Below are 18,758 nucleotides of genomic sequence, written 5' to 3'. Positions count from 1 at the left end.
GATTTGGGTTGTTACAGGAGCGCAGGCGCATTGTGGCGTACTTTCTGGGGCTATTAGTTGCGCTGGCTGCGTTTTGGCTTGGAATGTCCGGGCATTTCGAGCCGCTTCTGTTGGGCCTTGGCGCCGTGTCGCTCGCGCTCACCTTGATCCTTGCCTATCGCCTCGACATCCTCGACCGTGAAGGTGTGCCCTATGTCCGCATCGTCGGATTTGCGCTGTATTATCCCTGGCTCATGAAAGAGATCGTCAAGGCGAACTGGACCGTGATCAGGGCCTGCTTGCGCGCCGATCTCGACATTGCGCCCACGCTCGTGAAGCTGAAGACAGTTTGCAAGTCCGACCTCGCGAAGGTGACGTTCGCCAACTCGATCACACTGACGCCTGGTACGGTGACGGTCGAGATCGACGGTGACAAGCTGCTGGTCCATGGCCTGTACGAACAGGACTCCCAGCCGGAAGCCTTCGTCGAGATGGACAAGCGTTCGGCCCGGGCGATTGACGGGAAGGGAGCCGCCGCATGACCGCTGCCGCTCTGATCGCCATCCTGCTGGGCATGATCCTGCTGCTCATACGCACGCTGATCGGTCCGACCCTGTATGACCGCGTGCTTGCCGTGAACTCGTTTGGCACCAAGACCGTTCTGGCGCTCGGACTGCTGGGCTTCGTGATGGGGCGACCCGAATTCCTCGACATCGCCATTCTCTACGCGATGATCAACTTTGTCTCGACAATCGCGATCCTGAAATTCTTCCGCTATCGCTCGTTCCAGGTGCCGCTGGTCCGGCGCGACGCTCAGGGAGGCAAGCGAAATGGCTGATATCCTGACAAACCTGCTGCAGTTCTTCGAAATTGTGCGCTATCCTGCGGGCTCGGCGCTTTGCCTGATCGGTGCCATCCTGTGCGTGATCGGCACGATCGGTGTGATGCGCTTTCCTGATTTCTACACGCGGATGCACGCCGCCAGTATCACCGATACGTCGGGCGCGACGGTTATCCTGATCGGCATGGCGCTGATGGCACCCGACTGGCTGATCGTCGTCAAACTGGCTGTGATTTTCTGGCTGTTGTTCCTGACCAGCCCGGCCGCATCTCATGCCGTGGCCAGCGCTGCGCATACGGCAGGCCTCCAGCCGCTGATCGGCCGGGTCGGCCAGAAGCGTGACGATGATGAGGGCGCAGCATGACGGGCGTTCTTGAGGGCGATATCGGCATGGCCCTGGTCAATATACTGCTTCTCGCGGTGCTGTTTGTTGTTGCGATCGCGATCGCGCGCCTGCGCAGCCTGTTTGCCATTGTGATGTTGTCAGGCATCTACTCGCTGGTGTCTGCGACCTGGTATGTCGTCGTCGACGCGGTGGACGTTGCGTTCACAGAAGCGGCTGTCGGTGCAGGCATGTCGACCGTGGTGCTGCTCGGTGCCATGCTGCTGACGTCTCGTACCGCGAAACCGGACAAGAAATTCGCGCGCCTCGGGCCGCTGCTCGTCGTTGTGGCAACAGGCGTGATGCTGATTTACGCGACGGTTGACCTGCCAGCGCTTGGCGACCCGAACTCACCGGTCAACACCGGCGTGGGTCTTCAGCAAATGCAGATCAATTGGGCAGACACTGGCATCCCGAACGTCGTTACGTCGGTGTTGGGCAGCTACAGGGGCTTCGATACGCTGGGCGAAACCACCGTGGTGTTCCTGGCCGGCTTGGCTGTGGCGCTGTTGCTTGGTTTTGGCGAGCGCTCCCTGGCGGTATCGATTCGCCGTGAAGGCAAGTCGCCCGGACGCGGCAAGCCATCGACCCCGGCAGCGAAGAAAGAGGAGGATGCCTCGTGAACGATGATCATCACGTCATACTTCGCGTCGTTTCAAAGATGTTGCTGCCCGTCATCATCATGTTCGCGTTCTACACGCAGTTTCATGGCGATTTCGGGCCCGGTGGCGGCTTCCAGGCGGGCATCATCATCGCGGTTGGCGTAATCCTTTACGCGCTCGTTTTCGGTGTGCCTGCGGCCATGCGGGCGGTGCCTCCCGTCTTCACCCGTTCGCTCGCCGCCATCGGGGTGATAATCTATGCGGGCGTGGGCTATTGGGCGCTGCTGCAAGGCGGTAATTACCTTGAATATCAGGCGCTCTTTCACGAGCCGCCCGGTGAACATCACGGCCAGCATGTCGGCATTCTGTTGATCGAACTTGGCGTCCTCTGCGGCGTCGCGGGCGCCATGCTCACGATCTTCTATGCCTTCGCGGGCCGCGTCGCCGAAATCCGAGACAAAGACTGGTAAGCAATGCTGGAATTCCTTCTCGAGCGGGCAAACTATTGGGCGATCATCGGATTGATGATGATCGGTCTCTACATCACGTTTGCCAGCGGTAACCTCATCAAGCGTATCGTCGGCCTGTCGCTGTTCCAGACATCGGTCTGCTTGTTCTATGTGACGCTCGGCAAGGTGGCGGGCGGCACGGCGCCGATCCTGTATGGAGCGGATGCGGTTGAACATGGCGGTGGTCACGGCGCTGAAGCGGCGCATCACGCTGTGACAGTGCCGGGCGGTCATGCGCTTGGTAATGCGAGCGCGCCGGTTGAGCTTGTGAACACCTATTCCAATGTGCTGCCGCACGTCCTGATGCTGACGGCCATTGTTGTCGGTGTCGCGACCCTGTCTGTCGGCTTGGCGCTCATCGTGCGTATCCGCGAAGCCTACGGCACGATCGAGGGCGACGAGGTGCGTGACATCGATCTTGAGACTGCGCTGGCCCAGGAAGCCGAAATTGACGAATGGCTTAACGGGGCAGGCGCATGATCGATTTTCTGTTGAGTTCTGTGCCCGACTGGGCACTGGCGCATGCTGCGCCCCTGCTGGTCATGGTGCCGCTGATGCTGGCGCCAGTACTGGCGCTGGTGCCGAGCGGCCGCATTGCCTGGTTTGTCAGCATCGGTGCAACAGCGGCTTCGCTGGTCTTTGCCCTGATCCTGCTGGGCATCGTGCAGACCTCGTCTTCGGGCGTGATCAGTTATGCGATGGGCAACTGGTTGCCGCCGCTGGGCATTGAGTTCCGCGTCGATGCGCTGAATGCGATGATCCTCGTCCTTGTGTCGGCGATTGGCGTTCTGGCATCGGTGATGTCCTACCCGACGGTGCTTGCCGAGATACCCAAGGAAAAGACTGCACTCTTCTATTCGGCTTTTCTCGCCTGTTTTGCGGGCCTTTGCGGCGTCGCGATCACGGGTGACGCGTTCAACCTGTTCGTCTTTCTCGAGGTCAGTTCGCTCTCGACCTATGTATTGGTCGCGCTGGGTGCCTCGCGCGACCGTCGCGCCCTGCACGCCGCCTTCAACTACCTCGTCATGGGCACGATCGGCGCGACATTCTTCATCATCGGCGTCGGCTTCCTCTATGCCGCCACCGGTACGCTGAACATGGCTGATATCGCCTCGAAACTGCCAGACCTGACGGGCAGCCGCACGGTGCAGGCCGGATTCGCGTTCATCGTTGTCGGCCTGGGCCTCAAGGCGGCCATGTGGCCGCTGCACCAATGGCTGCCGAATGCCTATTCCTACAGCCCCAGCTTCGTCACCATGTTTCTCTCGGCGACGGCGACCAAGGTGGCACTCTACGCGCTGATCCGGTTCCTGTTCACGGTCTTCAGCCCGCGCTTTGCCTTCGAACACGCCGCGTTCAACGCCATGCTGATGCCGCTCGGGATCGCGGCCATGATCGCGTGCAGTTTCCAGGCCGTATTCCAGACGGATGTTCGCCGTGTGCTGGCCTATTCGTCTGTCGCGCAAGTTGGCTACATGATCCTTGGTATCTCGGTCGGCACGGTTGCAGGCCTGAGTGCAGGCCTGTTCCACCTGCTCAACCACGCCATGATCAAGGGAGCCTTGTTCATGGCCGTTGCCGGCGTCGTGCTGACCTACAAGGGTACGAACATCCGCGATTTCGCGGGACTTGGGCGTTCGGCGCCATGGACCATGACCGCCTTTGCGATCGCTGGCCTGTCACTGATCGGCGTGCCGCTGACGGCAGGCTTCCAGTCCAAGCTCCAGCTGGGCTATGCCCTGTTCGAGCATGGATGGTGGTGGGCCGTGATCCTGGTTGTGTTCTCGAGCTTCCTGGCTGTGATCTATGTCGGACGGATCCTTGAGGCCGTCTTCTTCCAGCCGCCTGTGAACCCGCGCAAGACCCGCAAGGAAGCGCCGATCGTGTTGCTCGTCCCTCTCTGGATACTTGCGCTTGCGAATATCTATTTCGGGATCACGACAGAGATCCCGCTCGGCCTCGCGCGTGATGCCGCGCTGGCCGCGTTTGGGCCGGAGATGTTCCGATGAGTCCTGACATGCTGATTCTCGCCGCCCTTTGCATCCCGTTGCTGATTGCCGCCGGCATCGCGGCCGCCGGGAGCTTCCCGAATATCCGCGAAGGCGTGACCATCGTGGGATCGGTCATCCTGTTCGGCGTGGTGATTGCGCTGGCAGTGGCGGTTTCGAACGGCGAGGTGCCGTCCCTGGACCTCGGCGCAGCGGCGCCCGGCCTGTCCTTCACGTTCAAGCTCGAACCACTTGGCGCTTTGTTCGCCCTGGTCGCCAGTGGTCTCTGGATCGTCAATTCCTTCTATTCGATCGGCTATATGCGCGGCAATCGCGAGCGCAACCAGACGCGCTTCTACATCTGCTTCGCCATTGCCATCTTCGGTGCCATCGGCGTTGCCATGTCGGGCAACCTGTTCACGCTGTTCGTCTTCTACGAAGTGCTGACCCTGTCGACCTATCCGCTCGTGGCCCATAAGGGCGACGCGGCTGCCAAGCGCGGCGGGCGCATCTACCTGCTGACACTGCTTGGCACGTCCATCGGCCTGTTCCTGACCGCCTTGATGTGGACATGGACGCTCGCGGGCCAGAATCTCGACTTCGTGCCCGGCGGCCTGCTCGCCGGAGTGGACATCAGCCCGGCCGTATCGACGGCCCTTCTGCTGCTTTTTGCCTTCGGTATCGGCAAGGCGGCACTGATGCCGGTTCACTTCTGGCTGCCGAACGCCATGGTGGCGCCGACGCCCGTGTCGGCCCTGCTGCACGCCGTGGCCGTTGTGAAGGCGGGTGTCTTCACCGTGATGAAAGTGTCGATTTTCATTTTCGGCGAGGACTTGCTGAATGCGACGCCCGGTCGCGACTTTGTGCTCGGGGTCGCCTGTTTCACCATCATCGTCGCCTCGCTCGTCGCCATGACGAAGGACAATCTCAAGGCCCGGCTCGCCTATTCAACCATCGCTCAGCTGGCCTATGTTACGGCGGGTGCAATGCTGGCCAACGAAGCCGGTTTCCTCGGCGGCAGCATCCAGATCGCCGCACACGCTGTTGGCAAGATGACGCTCTTCATGTGCGCCGGCGCGATCTATGTGGCCTCCGGGGCCACCAATATTTCCGACATGCGCGGCCTTGGCCGCCGGATGCCGATGGTCTTCATTGCATTCTTCATCGCGTCCCTGTCGATCATCGGCATTCCGCCGATGGCGGGCAGCTGGGCGAAATATGAACTGATGCAGGGCGCCATCAATGGCGGGGACAGCTATGTGCCGTGGGTGCTGATCGGCTCGTCGCTGCTGAACATTGCGTATCTCCTGCCGATACCCATCCTGGCCCTGATGCCGCCACCCGGGGCCGGCGAACCTCGAGCTTTCAAACGCCCCGGCGGTGCTCCGGCCCTGACGGTTGCTGCCCCCGTATTCACGGCGGCGCTATGTATCATCCTTTTCTTCCTGGTCGGACCGCTCGCCGACTTCCTTGCGCCATCCATGGGCGGTAGCGCGGCCGCGATTGTGACCGGAGGCCAGCCATGAGCAATGACACGCCCGAAACCCGCGATACGACGGGACGCTTCCTCAAGCGCGCCGCTGAAAAGGCGCACGATCTCCACACCGTCTCCGACGAAGGCGTGCACCCGATGGCAAAGATACTGTTCGGCTGGACCGAAACAAAACATATCGGCGCGATCATGTTCTGGGGGCTCGGCCTGCTCGGTGCGTTCCTGATCGTGCTCGACCTGTTCGTGAGCCGGCATGACTATTTCACGTTTGCCAACTCGACCGGCTTCTACGGCTTGTATGGCTTTGCAGCGTTCTCGTTCGTCGTCCTGATGGGCTGGCCGCTCGGCAACCTGCTGCGCCGGGGCGAAAATTATTATGGTGATGCTGGCGGACCGCCGGCCGATGTCGACCCGGACAGGCCGCAAGGGCCCGCTGACGCACATCCGACCTATGAGGGAGACGAGTAATGCCCGCCTTCCTGACCGCTCTGAACCCCGGCTGGTTGCTGATCCTTGCAGGCATCGTGGCCATCTTCCTGCCCATGCGCCGCATCCGTCAGAGCATTGCCATTGGTGCGCCGCTTGTTGGCATCGCATTGCTCGCGCTGGCCGACCAGAACGTGAACCACCTCACGGCGAGCGTCCTGGGGCTCGACCTGGTTCTCTATCGTGTCGACGGTCTCAATTTCGTCTTCGGTCTGGCATTCCTGATCGCGGCCCTGCTCAATGCCATCTACGCCTGGCACACGGACGACAGGGTGCAGGACGGCATGGCGCTCGCCTATGGCGGCGCGGCGATTGCAGCGGCCTTCTGCGGCGACTTGATGACCCTGTTCATCTTCTGGGAAATCACGGCGGTCACATCCGTCTTCATGGTGCTTGGGGCAGGGACGCGCGCGTCCTATTTCGCCTCCATGCGCTATCTCGGCGTTCAGATCCTGTCGGGCGTCTTGCTGCTGGCGGGCATCGCTTATGTCTATCACGACACTGGCAATATCGGGCTGCAAGTGTTCGAAGACCTGGCTGCGCCTGGCGCGCTGTTGATCTTCATCGCCTTCGGTATCAAGGCGGCGTTCCCCTTCCTGCATAACTGGCTACAGGATTCCTATCCGAAAGCCTCGGTTGTCGGGGCGGTCGTTCTGTCAGCCTTTACCACCAAGCTTGCGGTGTACGCGTTTGCCCGCATGTTCCCCGGTCAGGACTCGCTGATCTGGATCGGTGCCGTGATGACCTGTTTCCCGGTCTTCTTCGCCGTGATCGAGAACGACCTGCGCAAGGTGCTCGCCTATTCCACGAACAACCAGATCGGCTTCATGATCTGCGCCATCGGCGTCGGTACGCCGCTTGCCCTGAACGGCGCGGTGGCTCACGCCTTTGCCGACATCATGTTCAAGGGCCTCTTGTTCATGTCCATGGGCGCGGTCCTCTATCGCACGGGCACGACCAAGGCGAGTGAGCTTGGCGGGCTCTACCGCTCGATGCCGTGGACCACGATTTTCTGCCTCGTCGGGGCCATCTCGATCTCGGCCATGCCACTCTTCTCGGCCTTCGTGACGAAATCCATGATCCTCAGCGCTGTGGCGCATGCCGGCCTGCCGATTATCTGGCTCATGCTGATGTTCGCTTCGGCTGGTGTGCTCGAGCACTCCGGGATCAAGATCCCTTATTTTGCCTTCTTCGGCCACGACAGCGGCAAGCGCGTGAAGGAAGCGCCTTTCAACATGTTGCTCGCCATGGGCATGGCGGCTTTCATCAGCATCGCCATCGGCCTGCCGGCGGTCATTCCCGGCCTTGGCTACGAATGGCTCTACAACCTGCTGCCTTACCGCGAAGAGGCGATGAACTATCAGCCATTCACCTTCGATCACATCCTGACACAGCTGCAATTGCTGGTGCTCGCAACCTTTGCCTTCGTCCTGCTCAAGCGGTTCGGCGTCTATCCGCCGGAGAAGCCCGGCACGATCCTCGACACCGACTGGCTCTATCGCAAGGTCGGTTTCGGCATGGCGCAGTGGGCTGGAACCGTGTGGGGGAAAGTCGGCCCGGCGATGACCGCCGTGTTCTTCGGCCTCACCGGGCGAGCCTATGACAGGATCGAAGCGGCGTTCAGTCCGCGCGGCGAGCTGGCCCGCGGCGGCCTCACCGGGGCGATGGCAATCTGGACGGCAGCATTGCTTGGCCTCGTCCTGTTACTGGCATTCATCACAGTAGGCTGAAGTCACGGCGTCCGTTTTCGTGTCGAATTGTTGTAAAGGCAGGCAACTTTGGCGCGGACAGACTGTCTTTTTAGTATTTACACATTTTCTTCTTCAGTTACCCCGGAATAGAGTATTCCTGGGGAGCTAAGTTAATGCCCGAAGTTACAAAGACTGCGCCCCACGAGGGCGCGCTCATCGCATTCGCCAGTGAGATCGTCGCGGCCTATGTTGGAAACAATGCCGTGGAGTCGGCCGAGCTGCCGGACCTCATCCGCAATGTGCACGCCTCATTGGCGGGGTTGGGCAACGCGGATACCGAGGAGTCGCGGCCCAAGCCAGCCGTTTCTGTGAAACGGTCGCTTGGTGAGGACTTCCTCGTGTGCCTGGAGGACGGCAAGAAGTTCAAGTCGCTGAAGCGTCACCTGCGGACGAAATATGACATGTCGCCCGACGAATACCGGGAAAAATGGAATTTGCCGTCCGATTATCCGATGGTTGCGCCGGGCTATTCCAAGCATCGTTCAATGCTCGCAAAGAAGATGGGACTGGGCAAAGGCGACAAGGCTTAGTTGTTGCGAACGAATACTGTTCGTTGCGCCTCCGGAATGAAATATTCTGGTAAGACATGTTAAGATTATGTGTCGACGACTCTTGATCCCGGACTCTACTCGCGCGATAGGTGATTCTGTCGAATCACCTGGGGGTGCACACGATGTCGAAACAAACGGTATTTCAGGGCGTCACCGTCGCCCAACAGGCACTCATAGATTACTGGAAGCGGCTTCGCGACCGGGCGGGTTGCGTTCCGCGTGACGCGATCGATCCGGGTGCGCTGCGCAGCATGCTTGCCAGCATATCCATCGTTCAGTTTGACGAGGCGGGCGATGGCCGGTTCCGGATTGCCGGATCGCGCTTGCGTGACATCTTCGGCATGGAAGCACGTGGACGTCGCGTCGCAGAGGTGATCGGCGAGCACGGCGATGCCTTTTCACTCGGCTTGTCGGTCGCCTTGGAGCGCCGCGCGCCGGTGGGCGGCGTCATCGAACAGACAGACGGCATGCATGCCTGGCTGCGGCTTCCCCTGATGGATTCCAGCGGTCACCTGACCATGGTCCTGTGCCACGACGAACTGCTGCCCAGCCGTCGGCTCGTTGTTCCAAATGGCGGCCAATCCGACGCTGTCCACGCTTCTTCCCCTCGCGCAGCGGCCTGATTCGCCCGCAACGCTTGATGCCACCTTGATGGCATAGGAAAGTTATCCTACACCTTCTGAAGCCGGGTAGTCTTCTACCTGCCAGACCAGAAGGAGACAGTGATGGCGAAATTCGATCCACAGAAAGACGAAGACCGCGCTTATCTGGCTGCTGCGCTGACAGCCTATGCGCTTGGCTTGAAGGCGGAGACCCTGCTTTCGTCCGAGCGTGGCCGCCCCATAGAGGCGCGGGCCCGGCACATCGCGATCTATCTCACGCATGTAGCGCTCGGCATGAGCCATGCGCGGATCGCGCGTTCTTTCGGCCGGGATCGTTCGACAGTCGCCTATGCCTGCCACCTCGTGGAAGACAAGCGAGATGACCGGGACTTCGACGACTGGCTCGAGCAATTGTCGATGGGCCTGTCCAGCGTCGTGATGATGAGCAGGGCGCCAGCCGTGGCCTGACGCGGCAGGGTCAAGCCGAGAGTGCCTGACGGGCATCGTGTCGGATGCGCTCGAGCATGGCGGCGAGGCCGTTCGATCGCTGCGCTGTCAGGGCGCCGGTCACGCCGATATCGTTCAGCAGGGCTTTGGCGTCAAAGGCTTCGACCTCTGACAGGCGCGCGCCGGAATAAAGGCGTATCAGAATCCCGATCAGGCCTGACACGATCATGGCATCTGATTCCGCGCGTACGATCAGGCGGTCGTCTTCGAAATGAGTCACCATCCAGACCTGCGATGTGCAGCCGCGCACGCGCGTCTCCTCGGTTTTCTCTTCGTCTGACAGGGGCGGGTTAGCTTTGCCCAGATCGATGATGTGCGCATAGCGCGCTTCCCAGTCTTCAAGCCAGGAAAACTCTTCGCGTATGTCGGCTGCTGCCGTTTCGATGCTCATGCGCTTGAAATGGGGCATCGCCGCACAAAAGGAAAGAGGGTGCCCCCGCATGACACCGCTCAGCGTAGAGCAGGGGCGAATCGAATACGGCGAGAGGTTAGGAATAGGCGCCGGCCGAATAGGTCAATTCATAGCTGTGGCTGTAGAGTTCGAACACGATACCGAACGGGTCCTCGACATAGACCATCCGATACGGCTTTTCGCCGGGGAAGTATTCGCGCACCGGCATGCGTTGTTTGCCACCGGCCGCGATGATCTTCCCCAGCAATCCTTCCAGATCGGGGTCCTGGATTGCGAAGTGAAACGTGCCGTGCTGCCGGAATTTGAGGTTGTCTTCAGGCGCTGAATTGCCTTCGAATTCAAATAGTTCGATGCCAATCCTGTCCGCAGTGGACAAGTGCGCGATGCGCAAATGCTTCCAGCCGCTACCGAACACATCGGTGCACATCTGGCCAATGGCGCTGTCATCCTCGACGATTTTGCTTGGTTCCATGATGACGTAGAATCCGAGAATTTCGGAATAGAATTTTACGGCGGCGTCCAAGTCCGGAACGGATAGGCCAATATGCGAAAAGCTGCGGGGCGTGGGTTTCATGTGATGTCCTTTCAATCTGTCAGGATTAGAAAATAGACATCGGTGTGCGGATATGAAATTATCATTCAATATAATAAAAATAATGAATTGTAATGATAATGCTCAACGCCAGCTGGTTGGAAACGTTCACCGTACTTTGCGAGACGGGGCACTTTACCCATACCGCCGAACGCCTGAGCATGACCCAGCCGGGCGTTTCCCAACACCTGCGTAAACTCGAACATCAGGTCGGACAGTCACTTATTGCCCAGCAGGGCAAGAGCTTCTCGCTGACGCCGGCGGGCGAGGCAGTGTTGGCCATTGGCCGGGCCAGACGAGAAGAAGAGCGTCGCCTGCGTGAGTTGATCGAAGCCGATGATCCGAAAGCCGGGCGTGCGTCCATCGCCTGCTCGGGCAGTTTCGCCATGCTGCTTTATCCGCGCATGCTGGCCATGATGCAGGACGCGCCGGAACTGGCGGTTCATCTGGAGGCAGCCCCCCAGGCCGCCGTTCTGGCGGGTGTTCTTGAGGGCCGTTTTGATCTGGGTGTCATCGGTCAAGACCCTGCTCATCCGCGGCTTGATGCAGAGTATTTGGGAAAGGAGGAGTTGTGTCTGGTCCTCCCGGCTGGAACGCAGACTGAGATGGTCACGTTTGATCAACTTGAAACGCGGGGCTTCGTCGCTCATCCCGACGGGTATTCATACGCGGACGAACTGTTTTCGCTGAACTTCACAGGATCTTTTTCAGGCGCTGATCGGCTTCGGGTGCGAACCTACGTGAACCAGATCAGTCAGATCCCTGCGCCGGTCGCACAGGGAATTGGATATACGCTACTGCCGCGCAGTGGCGTCGATGCCTATTCTGGTAAGGCCGATCTTGCCATCGCATCGCTGGCCAAGCGCAAGTACCACGAGCTGTGGCTGGTCTTTCGGCGCGGTCGGCCCTTAAGTGCGCGACTTGAGCGCCTTGCGGAATTGACGCGGGATGTCGTGAAAGAACTGGCTGATTAACGGATTGATGTCTGCGGCTGCGAAATCCGTAAAAAAGAAAACCCCCGGCGCCGCGACAGGTACCGGGGGTTTTGAATTCAGGATTGTGCGGCAGGCCTACTGGTAGACGCTGCCAATGCACTTGCCGACGTCTGAGAGGGCGTGTTCGCCGATGCAGAATGGTACTTCATACTGCTGGTTGGCGGCGGCCACGCACTGCTGGAGATTCAGGTTTGCCATGTTGAGGCAGCCCTTTGTCTCACGTTCGGCCATTGCGGCGTTGATCTGGCTGGCGTTTTTCTCGGTGCTGGCACCCAGTACACGATAGGCGGCCAGTGTGGCGATCTGGTCAGCGACCGGTTCCTTGCCGAATTTCACCCGCTTGCGGTTGCCCGTCAGGCCGGATGTCATGGCGGCCGGGAAGCGGATGGCGCTGGCTGCGCCGGAGACATTGTCCCAAAGCGATGGCGCGCCGGAACTGCCAGCCTGAACGAGCACGGAGTCGATATCCTTGGCGTTCATGGCGGACAGCAATCCAAGTTTCGCGGGAATGCCGGTCGCCTGGCTGGAATCCAGCTTCCTTGCCTTGTTGCCAGAATTACCGATCTTGGCTTTCGCCCAACCGGACGCCTGCAATGAATAGGCTTGTTCCTTCACATAGGCCGCTGCGCTGTTCAGTCGGCGGCTGTCGGCTTCCGTCGCCGTCAGGGCTGAACTCACAGCATTGTCGCCGCCTTGCAGGGAACGGGCATAACGCACGTCATTGCGCATGCCGTTTTCGAACACGTCGCGTCCATAGAAGCTCTCAATGTCGTGAATGGCGGCGCGGTATTCCGGATTCTGCGATGCAATGAGCGCAGAATAAGCGATCCAGCCCTTGGACAGCTGGTCCGGATTGTGCCCGCCCAGCGAGTTGAGCGCGTGGTCGATATCGCCCGCCGACGTCAGCGGCTTGTCTTTTACATCGGTAACGTCCGACTGGTACGTGGCGTACACAGCCGCTGTATCCGAAATCGGATCGCTTCCTTGGGCAGTTACGCCAGCAGCGAGCCCGAGCCCGACAATTGCTGCCCCAATCATTCTGATGGATTTCATCGTATCATTCTCCCTCACGCGACACGCGATAGTCTTGCCTCATCTTCCCCACTTGGGGAACCTCACCTTGCCTGTCGATAACATTACAAATACAGCAACTGATGGGTACGGGGGCGAGAATGCCTAAGGAATATCTATGGGATGTTAATATGTCCCCCCGCGTGATGCAAAAGCGATTACAGTTCGTTAATCTAACGTGGCTGGCCCTGATTGCGGCCGCTGCGCTGATTGCTGCGATCAGGGGAATCGGAATCGCAGCGCTTGCGAGCGGCGTTGTGATAGCGATTCTGCCTGCTGTCGTGGGCCTTGTTTTCATTCGGGCGGACAGGGTCGTTCCCTCCGTTGCATCACCGCTATTGGTCATCTGCTGGACACTGCTGGCCGTGCTCGGAGTCGCGCTGACCGGCGGGGCATCCTCGCCATTGACGATCCTGTTCGTGCTGGCACCGCTGGTGGCGTTGAACCTGGAAAACACTGACATGGCCGCCGAAGCGGCCATCTTCGGCGTCGTCGCCTATTTCGCGGTGCTTGTGATGGGGCGTTTCGAACTCCTGCCTTTGGGAGCGGTCGATTACCTGCCGCTGACGGTCGCGGTCGCCTTTGCCGGGCTCGTGCTTGCCGGGCTGCTGGTCTGGGTGCTTGTGCAGGACCAGTACGGCGCGCGCACCGCCGCCACCGAAGAGAGCGTTCAGGTCGAACCGGTACCCGCCGCGCCGACGCCCGTCCTGCCTGCATCGTCCGGTCTTCTGTTGCTGGACATTACACCCGAGGGGCGGGTGCGGAGCCTTTCGGGCGATACACTCGGGCTGGTTGCCGCCAAAGCCGGCGCATCTCTGGTGAACCTGTTCGAACCCGACGCTGACCTGTCGGGCCTGCGTCCAGACACGGGCCGCGCGCAGGGTGAGATAAGACTCGCTGACGGTCGCCTTGCGGCCTTTACCGCCGAAGCCGGTGCCACAGGTACGCATCTCCTGCTGCACGATATCAGTGCGTCACAGCGCCAGGCTGCGGAAACGTCTGCGGCGCTCGAGGCTGCGGCTGCCCAGTTGCAGGATCGTACCGCGTTCTTCGCATCGCTGGGCCACGACCTCAAAACGCCGCTCAATGCCATTCTCGGCTATGCCGACATGATGCGGGCCCAGATCCGCGGGCCGCTTCCGGAGGCCTATGCCGACTATCCGGGCATCATCCACGAAAGCGGTCAGGACCTGCTCCTGCTCGTCGACGACATTCTTGACCTCGCCAAGGCGAATGCGGACCGCCAGCGCCTCGAGCCGGAGCCTGTCGATCTTATTGCGTCCGCCCAGTCGATCATTCGCCAGCTCGACAACCAGGCCGAACGCGCCGGAGTGAAACTCAAGATCAAGTCTGACAGCGAGGTCTGGGCCGAGGCCGATGCGCGCGCCGTGCGTCAGATCTGGCAGAACCTGGTGTCGAACGCGATCAAGTATTCCGACCGTGGCGGCACCGTCACGCTGGATGCATTCGAGGCCGGCGGCGCGGCTGTGCTCAGCGTTATCGACAAGGGTGCCGGCATGTCCGAGGACGATCTCAAGCGCGTCACAGAGCCGTTCGCGCAGGGCGGCAATTCACGCGGCCGCGCCGGTACGGGGCTCGGCCTGGCTGTAGTTCGCAGCTTTGCCGAGCTGCACGGCGGCCAGCTGACCCTGCGGTCCCGGCCTGGCAAGGGCACCCGCGCCGAAGTGACCCTTCCGCTCGCCGACATGACGGATGTAACGCCGCTCGAAGACGCCGCCGAATAGCCTGAACGCGGCTTGCCGCTCCCGCGAAAACAAGCAAGGGTCCCCTCATGGTTCGTCTGCCGTCCAAACTATGGGTTGAAGCCCTCATCCGCAGCGCCGAAGTCGCTGGCGCCTCCGCGTTCGTGGTCCAGAAGGGCGACGCATCGCGCGGCGATACCTTGATCAAGGTGTCGCGTCTTGATGGCACCGCGGCGGCCTACACGCCCAGCACCAATCTTGAAGGCGAACGCATCTTTCGCGATCTCACCGCTCAGGGCGTCGGCCCGGACGAGGCTAGCGTCGATGCCTATGTCAAACGCGCGCGGGAGCGCGACAGCGACCTGTGGGTTGTCGAGATCGAAGACAAGCAAGGGCGCCATTTCATCACAGAAGATGTCGAGACAGACTAGGCGGGCCCGCGTCGATTTCCTGTTGCGCTCTCGCAGGTAAACCGCCTGTTAACCCGTGCAAGGCAGCTTTCGGATGAATCCACTGCCCGGGGGCGCAGGCATGCTGTTCTTGCTCAACGACACGATCGCCGAGATAGACATCCCGGAGATCCACCTTTCAAAGCGCTGGAAAAGCCTCGGCTGCGGCGATCCCTACGGCATGCGGGCACGCGATGCGCTGGACTTCGTCACGCGCGTTGTCGCCGACCATGTGCGCGAGAACATCCCCATCGATACGGTCCTGATCCAGGACCTCGGCTCACTGATCATCGCAAAAACCGGTGCGAATGCAGCGCTGTTCCCGACCCTGGGTGACACCGTTGCCGAGCCGCGCCTGACCATCCTGCCGGAAGCCATCCTCCGCACGTTGAAGCAGCGCGCCGAAAAGGAAGGCACGCCGCCCGACATCGCCGAAATCTGGCCACTCGCCGCCTGAGGCGTTTGCGCGGCCAATACATCAGCACCCCTTCTTTCCTTTGCCCAAATCGGCTAGGGGCTGGCAGCTGAAACCAAATTTGTCCGGAACCTCCATGTCCCATATTGCGGAAGCCGCGCGTCGGCGCACCTTTGCCATCATTTCCCACCCGGATGCCGGTAAAACCACCCTCACGGAAAACATCCTTCTCGCAGGCGGCGCCATCCGTGCGGCGGGCGAGGTCGCGGCGCGCGGTGCCCAGCGGCGGACACGATCTGACTGGATGAAGATCGAGCGCGATCGCGGCATCTCGGTGTCGGCCTCGGTGATGACATTCGAATACAGCGACCTCGTCTTCAACCTGCTCGATACGCCAGGCCACGAAGACTTTTCCGAAGACACCTATCGCACGCTGACGGCGGCAGACTGCGCCGTCATGGTGCTCGACGCCGCCAAGGGCATCGAGCCGCAGACGCTCAAACTGTTCGAGGTCTGTCGCATGCGCGACATTCCGATCATCACCTTCATCAACAAGATGGACCGCGAGGCACTGGAACCGATCGAGCTTCTCGACGAGGTGCAGGACAAGCTCCAGCTCGACACGGCGCCGCTCTATTGGCCGGCCGCATCCGGCCAGCGTTTCGCCGGCATGAAAGTCCTCAGGACCGGCGAGTTCTGCCAGTTCGACCGCCGCCCGGGCGAGCCGCCGCATATCGGCCCGGCCACCCGCATCCCCGGTAGCGACGAAGCCCTGATCGGCAAGCTTGATGATCATGTGTATGCGGAGTTGATCGAGGGTGTGGAAATGGTCACCAGCCTTCTCCCGGTATTCGACGAGGAGGCCTTCAAGGCGGGCAACATGACGCCGGTCGTGTTCGGATCGGCCCTGCGCCATTTCGGGGTTGCCGAACTGCTCAACACGCTGCGTGACTATGCGCCGCCCCCGCGCGTTCAGAAGGCGGAACGCAAGGGCGCTTCCATCGAAGTCAAACCGTCCGATCCGGATGTCTCGGGCTTCGTCTTCAAGATCCAGGCGAACATGGACCCGAACCACCGCGACCGTGTCGCCTTCCTTCGGCTATGCTCGGGTGAGTTCAAGCGCGGCATGCGCCTGAAGAGCGCCAGCGGCAAGCAGCTCAATATCCACAATCCGCTGATGTTCCTCGCACAGGACCGCGAGATCGCCGAGACGGCCTATGCGGGCGATGTCATCGGCGTGCCCAACCATGGCCAGCTGCGCGTTGGCGACAGCCTGTCGGAAAGCGGCGAAATCCAGTTCGCTGGTATTCCGAACTTCGCGCCGGAACTCCTGCGCCGCGCCCGGGTGAAAGACCCGATGAAGGCCAAGCACTTGCGCAAGGCGCTCGAAAGCCTGGCCGAGGAAGGCGTCACGCAATTGTTCAAGCCTGCTATCGGCTCCGACATGATCGTCGGCGCGGTCGGCCAGCTGCAATTCGAAGTCATGATCGAACGCGTTGCAGCCGAATACAATCTGGAAGTCGTGTTTGAACCGGCGCCATACAATGTGGCGCGCTGGATGGCGTGCGATGATCCGGCCAAGCTTGAGGAATTCATGGAGCGCAACAAGTCGGCTTCAGGAACAGATCTCGACGGCGCACCGGTCTATCTGGCGAAGAACGCCTGGGATGTCGGCTACGCGCAGGAGAAGAACCCGTCGATCCGCTTCACGGCGACGAAAGAGCGCTCGCTCTAGTCTTCGGTTTGCGGTTCGGTCAGGTCGGTCGGGCCATCGGTCTCGACTGTCTCGATCTCGACCGTGATTGCCTTGGTGTGGTCTGCGTCTGACGTACTCTCGTCACCCAGAAGCTCTTCGGCTGGCTCGACCGCGACCGGCATGAAGATCGCTTCATGGCGCGGCGAGAAGCCCGACGTCGCCATCGGATTGTGTTCAATCCGACCGCCGCTGCGCTTCAGTTCGCACCAGGCGTCAGCATCGCCTGCTGCAGAGACAAAGCTCCAGGCCAGGCAGACTGCGTCATCTGCACAAGCCGTCTGGCAGCTCAGCGCATCTTCGGACGGTATCACGCTATAGGTCGCTCCAAAGCGGTACAGGCCCGGCTCTTGGCCGACTGGCGCAGGCGTCGCCACGGCATCGGCCTTCAGCGACATCGGCGCGTCAGCGAAGGCAGGCGCCACCAGGCAGGCGGCAATTGCAAGCATCCATGAAGGGCGCATTGGCTGAACTCCCATATATCCAGCCCCGGAATCTAGGTTGCGCCGGTTAAGGAAGCTTTTACGTTCAGACTGCCAGCGCCTCGCGCTTTTCCTCGATTTCCAGCCATTCCATCTCGGCTGCTTCGGCTTCCGCCCGCGCCGCGGCGATGCGGGCAGACTTGGCATTGAAGGCTTCCGGATCGCGGGAATAGAGGGCGGGGTCGGCCAGCGCTTTTTCCAGCGCGGCCACTTCGGCCTTCAGTTTGGGGATCAATTCATCGATCTCTTTCTGGCGATGGGCGTCCTTGAAGGAGAGCTTTTTCTGCGGCTTGGCCTTGGGCGCGTCAGCCGCTTTCGTCTTGCCGGCGCGCGCATCGGATTCATCGTGGCGGCGTATATTTGCGAGCTGCTCCTGCGCGTCAGTCCAGCCGCCTGCCGTCTGCACCCATTTGCCGTCGCCCAGCGGGCAAAGACAGCTCGTCACCGATGAATCGAGGAAGGCCCGGTCGTGGCTGACCAGCAGGAGCGTGCCCTCATAATTCAGCAGCATGTCTTCCAGCAGTTCGAGCGTCTGCAGGTCCAGGTCGTTGGTCGGTTCATCCATGACCAGGAGCGTGGAGGGCTTTGCAAGCCCGATGGCCAGTGCCAGCCGATTGCGCTCGCCGCCCGACAATGCCCCGACAGGCTGGCGCAGCTGTTCCGGCTTGAACAGGAAGTCCTTGGCATAGGAGGCGATATGGCGCTGCTGGCCCTGCACCATCAGCGAGTCTCCACCAGATGGCGCCAGCGCCTCCCAGATCGTGTCTTTCGGATTCAGCGTGTCGCGTGTCTGGTCCATATAGGTCACGTCCAGCGTCTTGCCGTGGCGAACGGTGCCTTCGTCGGGCTCAGTCTCGCCGAGCAACAGGCGCACCAGCGTCGTCTTGCCCGCGCCGTTCGGCCCGATAATGCCGATCCGGTCGCCGCGCAGGATTTTCAGCGACAGGTCTTTCGCGATCACCAGCGGTCCGTTCGGCGTATCGAATGTTTTCGACAGGCCTTTGACCTCGATCACTTTCTTGCTCATTGAGTCGCCAACGCCCGCGCTGAACTCGGCGGTGGTCTTGCGGTCGTTCAGCGCCGCGCGCATGGCACCATGGGTCGCGCGCATGTCGTGCAGCCTGGCGAGGCGGCCCTGGTTGCGCTTGCGCCGTCCGGTCACGCCGCGCGCTAGCCAGCGATGCTCGTCTTTCAGC

The 18,758-nt window shown here is 60.9% G+C and carries 23 protein-coding genes; 18 read left to right on the top strand and 5 right to left on the bottom strand.

All coding sequences use genetic code 11. From position 1 onward, the window contains the following. The first annotated feature begins 32 nt into the window (after positions 1-32). The 13 genes from AADA04_RS09385 to AADA04_RS09325 all read left to right on the top strand — a co-directional run bounded on the left by AADA04_RS09385 (position 33) and on the right by AADA04_RS09325 (position 9,651). Positions 33-521 carry a Na+/H+ antiporter subunit E gene (locus AADA04_RS09385; protein ID WP_340692999.1) on the top strand — a complete coding sequence of 163 codons (489 nt, stop codon included), beginning with the start codon at positions 33-35 and terminating at the stop codon, positions 519-521. Further along, on the top strand, positions 518-817 hold the full coding sequence (locus tag AADA04_RS09380) for a monovalent cation/H+ antiporter complex subunit F (protein ID WP_340692998.1): 300 nt from the start codon (positions 518-520) through the stop codon (positions 815-817). Before AADA04_RS09385 ends, AADA04_RS09380 begins: the two co-directional genes overlap by 4 nt. After that, positions 810-1,184, top strand: coding sequence for a monovalent cation/H(+) antiporter subunit G (mnhG, locus tag AADA04_RS09375; RefSeq protein WP_340692997.1), 375 nt, complete (start codon positions 810-812; stop codon positions 1,182-1,184). The genes AADA04_RS09380 and mnhG overlap by 8 nt, the downstream gene beginning before the upstream one ends. 26 nt (positions 1,185-1,210) lie before the next feature. After that, positions 1,211-1,825, top strand: coding sequence for a DUF4040 domain-containing protein (locus tag AADA04_RS09370; protein WP_340692996.1), 615 nt, complete (start codon positions 1,211-1,213; stop codon positions 1,823-1,825). Beyond that, the gene (locus AADA04_RS09365) at positions 1,822-2,274 is read left to right on the top strand and encodes a Na(+)/H(+) antiporter subunit B (protein ID WP_340692995.1); all 453 of its coding nucleotides are present in this window, start codon (positions 1,822-1,824) and stop codon (positions 2,272-2,274) included. Before AADA04_RS09370 ends, AADA04_RS09365 begins: the two co-directional genes overlap by 4 nt. A gap of 3 nt (positions 2,275-2,277) precedes the next feature. Next, on the top strand, positions 2,278-2,793 hold the full coding sequence (locus AADA04_RS09360) for a cation:proton antiporter subunit C (RefSeq protein ID WP_340692994.1): 516 nt from the start codon (positions 2,278-2,280) through the stop codon (positions 2,791-2,793). Next, on the top strand, positions 2,790-4,322 hold the full coding sequence (locus AADA04_RS09355) for a monovalent cation/H+ antiporter subunit D family protein (RefSeq protein ID WP_340692993.1): 1,533 nt from the start codon (positions 2,790-2,792) through the stop codon (positions 4,320-4,322). Before AADA04_RS09360 ends, AADA04_RS09355 begins: the two co-directional genes overlap by 4 nt. Continuing rightward, the gene (locus AADA04_RS09350) at positions 4,319-5,827 is read left to right on the top strand and encodes a proton-conducting transporter membrane subunit (RefSeq protein ID WP_340692992.1); all 1,509 of its coding nucleotides are present in this window, start codon (positions 4,319-4,321) and stop codon (positions 5,825-5,827) included. Before AADA04_RS09355 ends, AADA04_RS09350 begins: the two co-directional genes overlap by 4 nt. Further along, complete coding sequence (locus AADA04_RS09345; RefSeq protein WP_340692991.1) at positions 5,824-6,261, top strand: hypothetical protein; 438 nt, start codon at positions 5,824-5,826, stop codon at positions 6,259-6,261. Before AADA04_RS09350 ends, AADA04_RS09345 begins: the two co-directional genes overlap by 4 nt. Further along, entirely contained in the window at positions 6,261-8,009 is a 1,749-nt protein-coding gene (locus AADA04_RS09340) for a Na(+)/H(+) antiporter subunit D (protein WP_340692990.1), read from the top strand. The genes AADA04_RS09345 and AADA04_RS09340 overlap by 1 nt, the downstream gene beginning before the upstream one ends. 134 nt (positions 8,010-8,143) lie before the next feature. Next, positions 8,144-8,560: a MucR family transcriptional regulator gene (locus AADA04_RS09335; protein ID WP_340692989.1), complete on the top strand. Its 417-nt coding sequence runs from the start codon at positions 8,144-8,146 to the stop codon at positions 8,558-8,560. 143 nt (positions 8,561-8,703) lie between these two features. Continuing rightward, positions 8,704-9,204: a PAS domain-containing protein gene (locus AADA04_RS09330; protein WP_340692988.1), complete on the top strand. Its 501-nt coding sequence runs from the start codon at positions 8,704-8,706 to the stop codon at positions 9,202-9,204. 102 nt (positions 9,205-9,306) lie between these two features. Then, the gene (locus tag AADA04_RS09325) at positions 9,307-9,651 is read left to right on the top strand and encodes a helix-turn-helix domain-containing protein (RefSeq protein ID WP_340692987.1); all 345 of its coding nucleotides are present in this window, start codon (positions 9,307-9,309) and stop codon (positions 9,649-9,651) included. 10 nt (positions 9,652-9,661) lie between these two features. On the opposite strand, the gene AADA04_RS09320 is transcribed toward AADA04_RS09325, so the two are convergent. Next, complete coding sequence (locus AADA04_RS09320; RefSeq protein ID WP_340692986.1) at positions 9,662-10,099, bottom strand: SufE family protein; 438 nt, start codon at positions 10,097-10,099, stop codon at positions 9,662-9,664. Positions 10,100-10,178: 79 nt separating this feature from the next. Further along, complete coding sequence (locus AADA04_RS09315; RefSeq protein WP_340692985.1) at positions 10,179-10,676, bottom strand: lactoylglutathione lyase family protein; 498 nt, start codon at positions 10,674-10,676, stop codon at positions 10,179-10,181. Between the two features lie 98 nt (positions 10,677-10,774). On the opposite strand from AADA04_RS09315, the gene AADA04_RS09310 reads away from it, so the two are divergent. Then, positions 10,775-11,668 carry a LysR family transcriptional regulator gene (locus AADA04_RS09310; RefSeq protein ID WP_340692984.1) on the top strand — a complete coding sequence of 298 codons (894 nt, stop codon included), beginning with the start codon at positions 10,775-10,777 and terminating at the stop codon, positions 11,666-11,668. Positions 11,669-11,764: 96 nt separating this feature from the next. On the opposite strand, the gene AADA04_RS09305 is transcribed toward AADA04_RS09310, so the two are convergent. Next, positions 11,765-12,742: a hypothetical protein gene (locus AADA04_RS09305; protein WP_340692983.1), complete on the bottom strand. Its 978-nt coding sequence runs from the start codon at positions 12,740-12,742 to the stop codon at positions 11,765-11,767. Positions 12,743-12,891: 149 nt separating this feature from the next. Between AADA04_RS09305 and AADA04_RS09300 the strand changes: the two genes are divergently transcribed. The 4 genes from AADA04_RS09300 (at position 12,892) to AADA04_RS09285 (ending at position 17,062) form a co-directional block, all read left to right on the top strand. After that, positions 12,892-14,505: a HAMP domain-containing sensor histidine kinase gene (locus tag AADA04_RS09300; RefSeq protein WP_340692982.1), complete on the top strand. Its 1,614-nt coding sequence runs from the start codon at positions 12,892-12,894 to the stop codon at positions 14,503-14,505. A 47-nt stretch (positions 14,506-14,552) separates the two neighbouring features. After that, positions 14,553-14,894 (top strand): DUF1491 family protein, encoded by a 342-nt coding sequence (locus AADA04_RS09295; protein ID WP_340692981.1) that lies wholly within the window; start codon positions 14,553-14,555, stop codon positions 14,892-14,894. Between the two features lie 73 nt (positions 14,895-14,967). After that, a complete protein-coding gene (locus AADA04_RS09290; RefSeq protein ID WP_340692980.1) occupies positions 14,968-15,369 on the top strand; it encodes a hypothetical protein in 402 nt (133 codons plus the stop codon). Between the two features lie 94 nt (positions 15,370-15,463). Then, positions 15,464-17,062 (top strand): peptide chain release factor 3, encoded by a 1,599-nt coding sequence (locus tag AADA04_RS09285; RefSeq protein WP_340692979.1) that lies wholly within the window; start codon positions 15,464-15,466, stop codon positions 17,060-17,062. Here the strand turns inward: AADA04_RS09285 and AADA04_RS09280 are convergent. Both AADA04_RS09280 and AADA04_RS09275 read right to left on the bottom strand, forming a co-directional pair. Further along, the gene (locus tag AADA04_RS09280; RefSeq protein ID WP_340692978.1) at positions 17,059-17,544 is read right to left on the bottom strand and encodes a hypothetical protein; all 486 of its coding nucleotides are present in this window, start codon (positions 17,542-17,544) and stop codon (positions 17,059-17,061) included. The two genes, AADA04_RS09285 and AADA04_RS09280, sit on opposite strands and share 4 nt — an antisense overlap. Before the next feature lie 64 nt (positions 17,545-17,608). Then, a partial coding sequence (locus AADA04_RS09275) for an ATP-binding cassette domain-containing protein (protein WP_340692977.1) occupies positions 17,609-18,758 on the bottom strand: 1,150 nt, incomplete at its 5' end.

The sequence above is a fragment of the Hyphomonas sp. genome (assembly GCF_037969335.1).
GTDB lineage: Bacteria > Pseudomonadota > Alphaproteobacteria > Caulobacterales > Hyphomonadaceae > Hyphomonas.
This window is presented reverse-complemented; position numbering and strand designations above follow the sequence as displayed.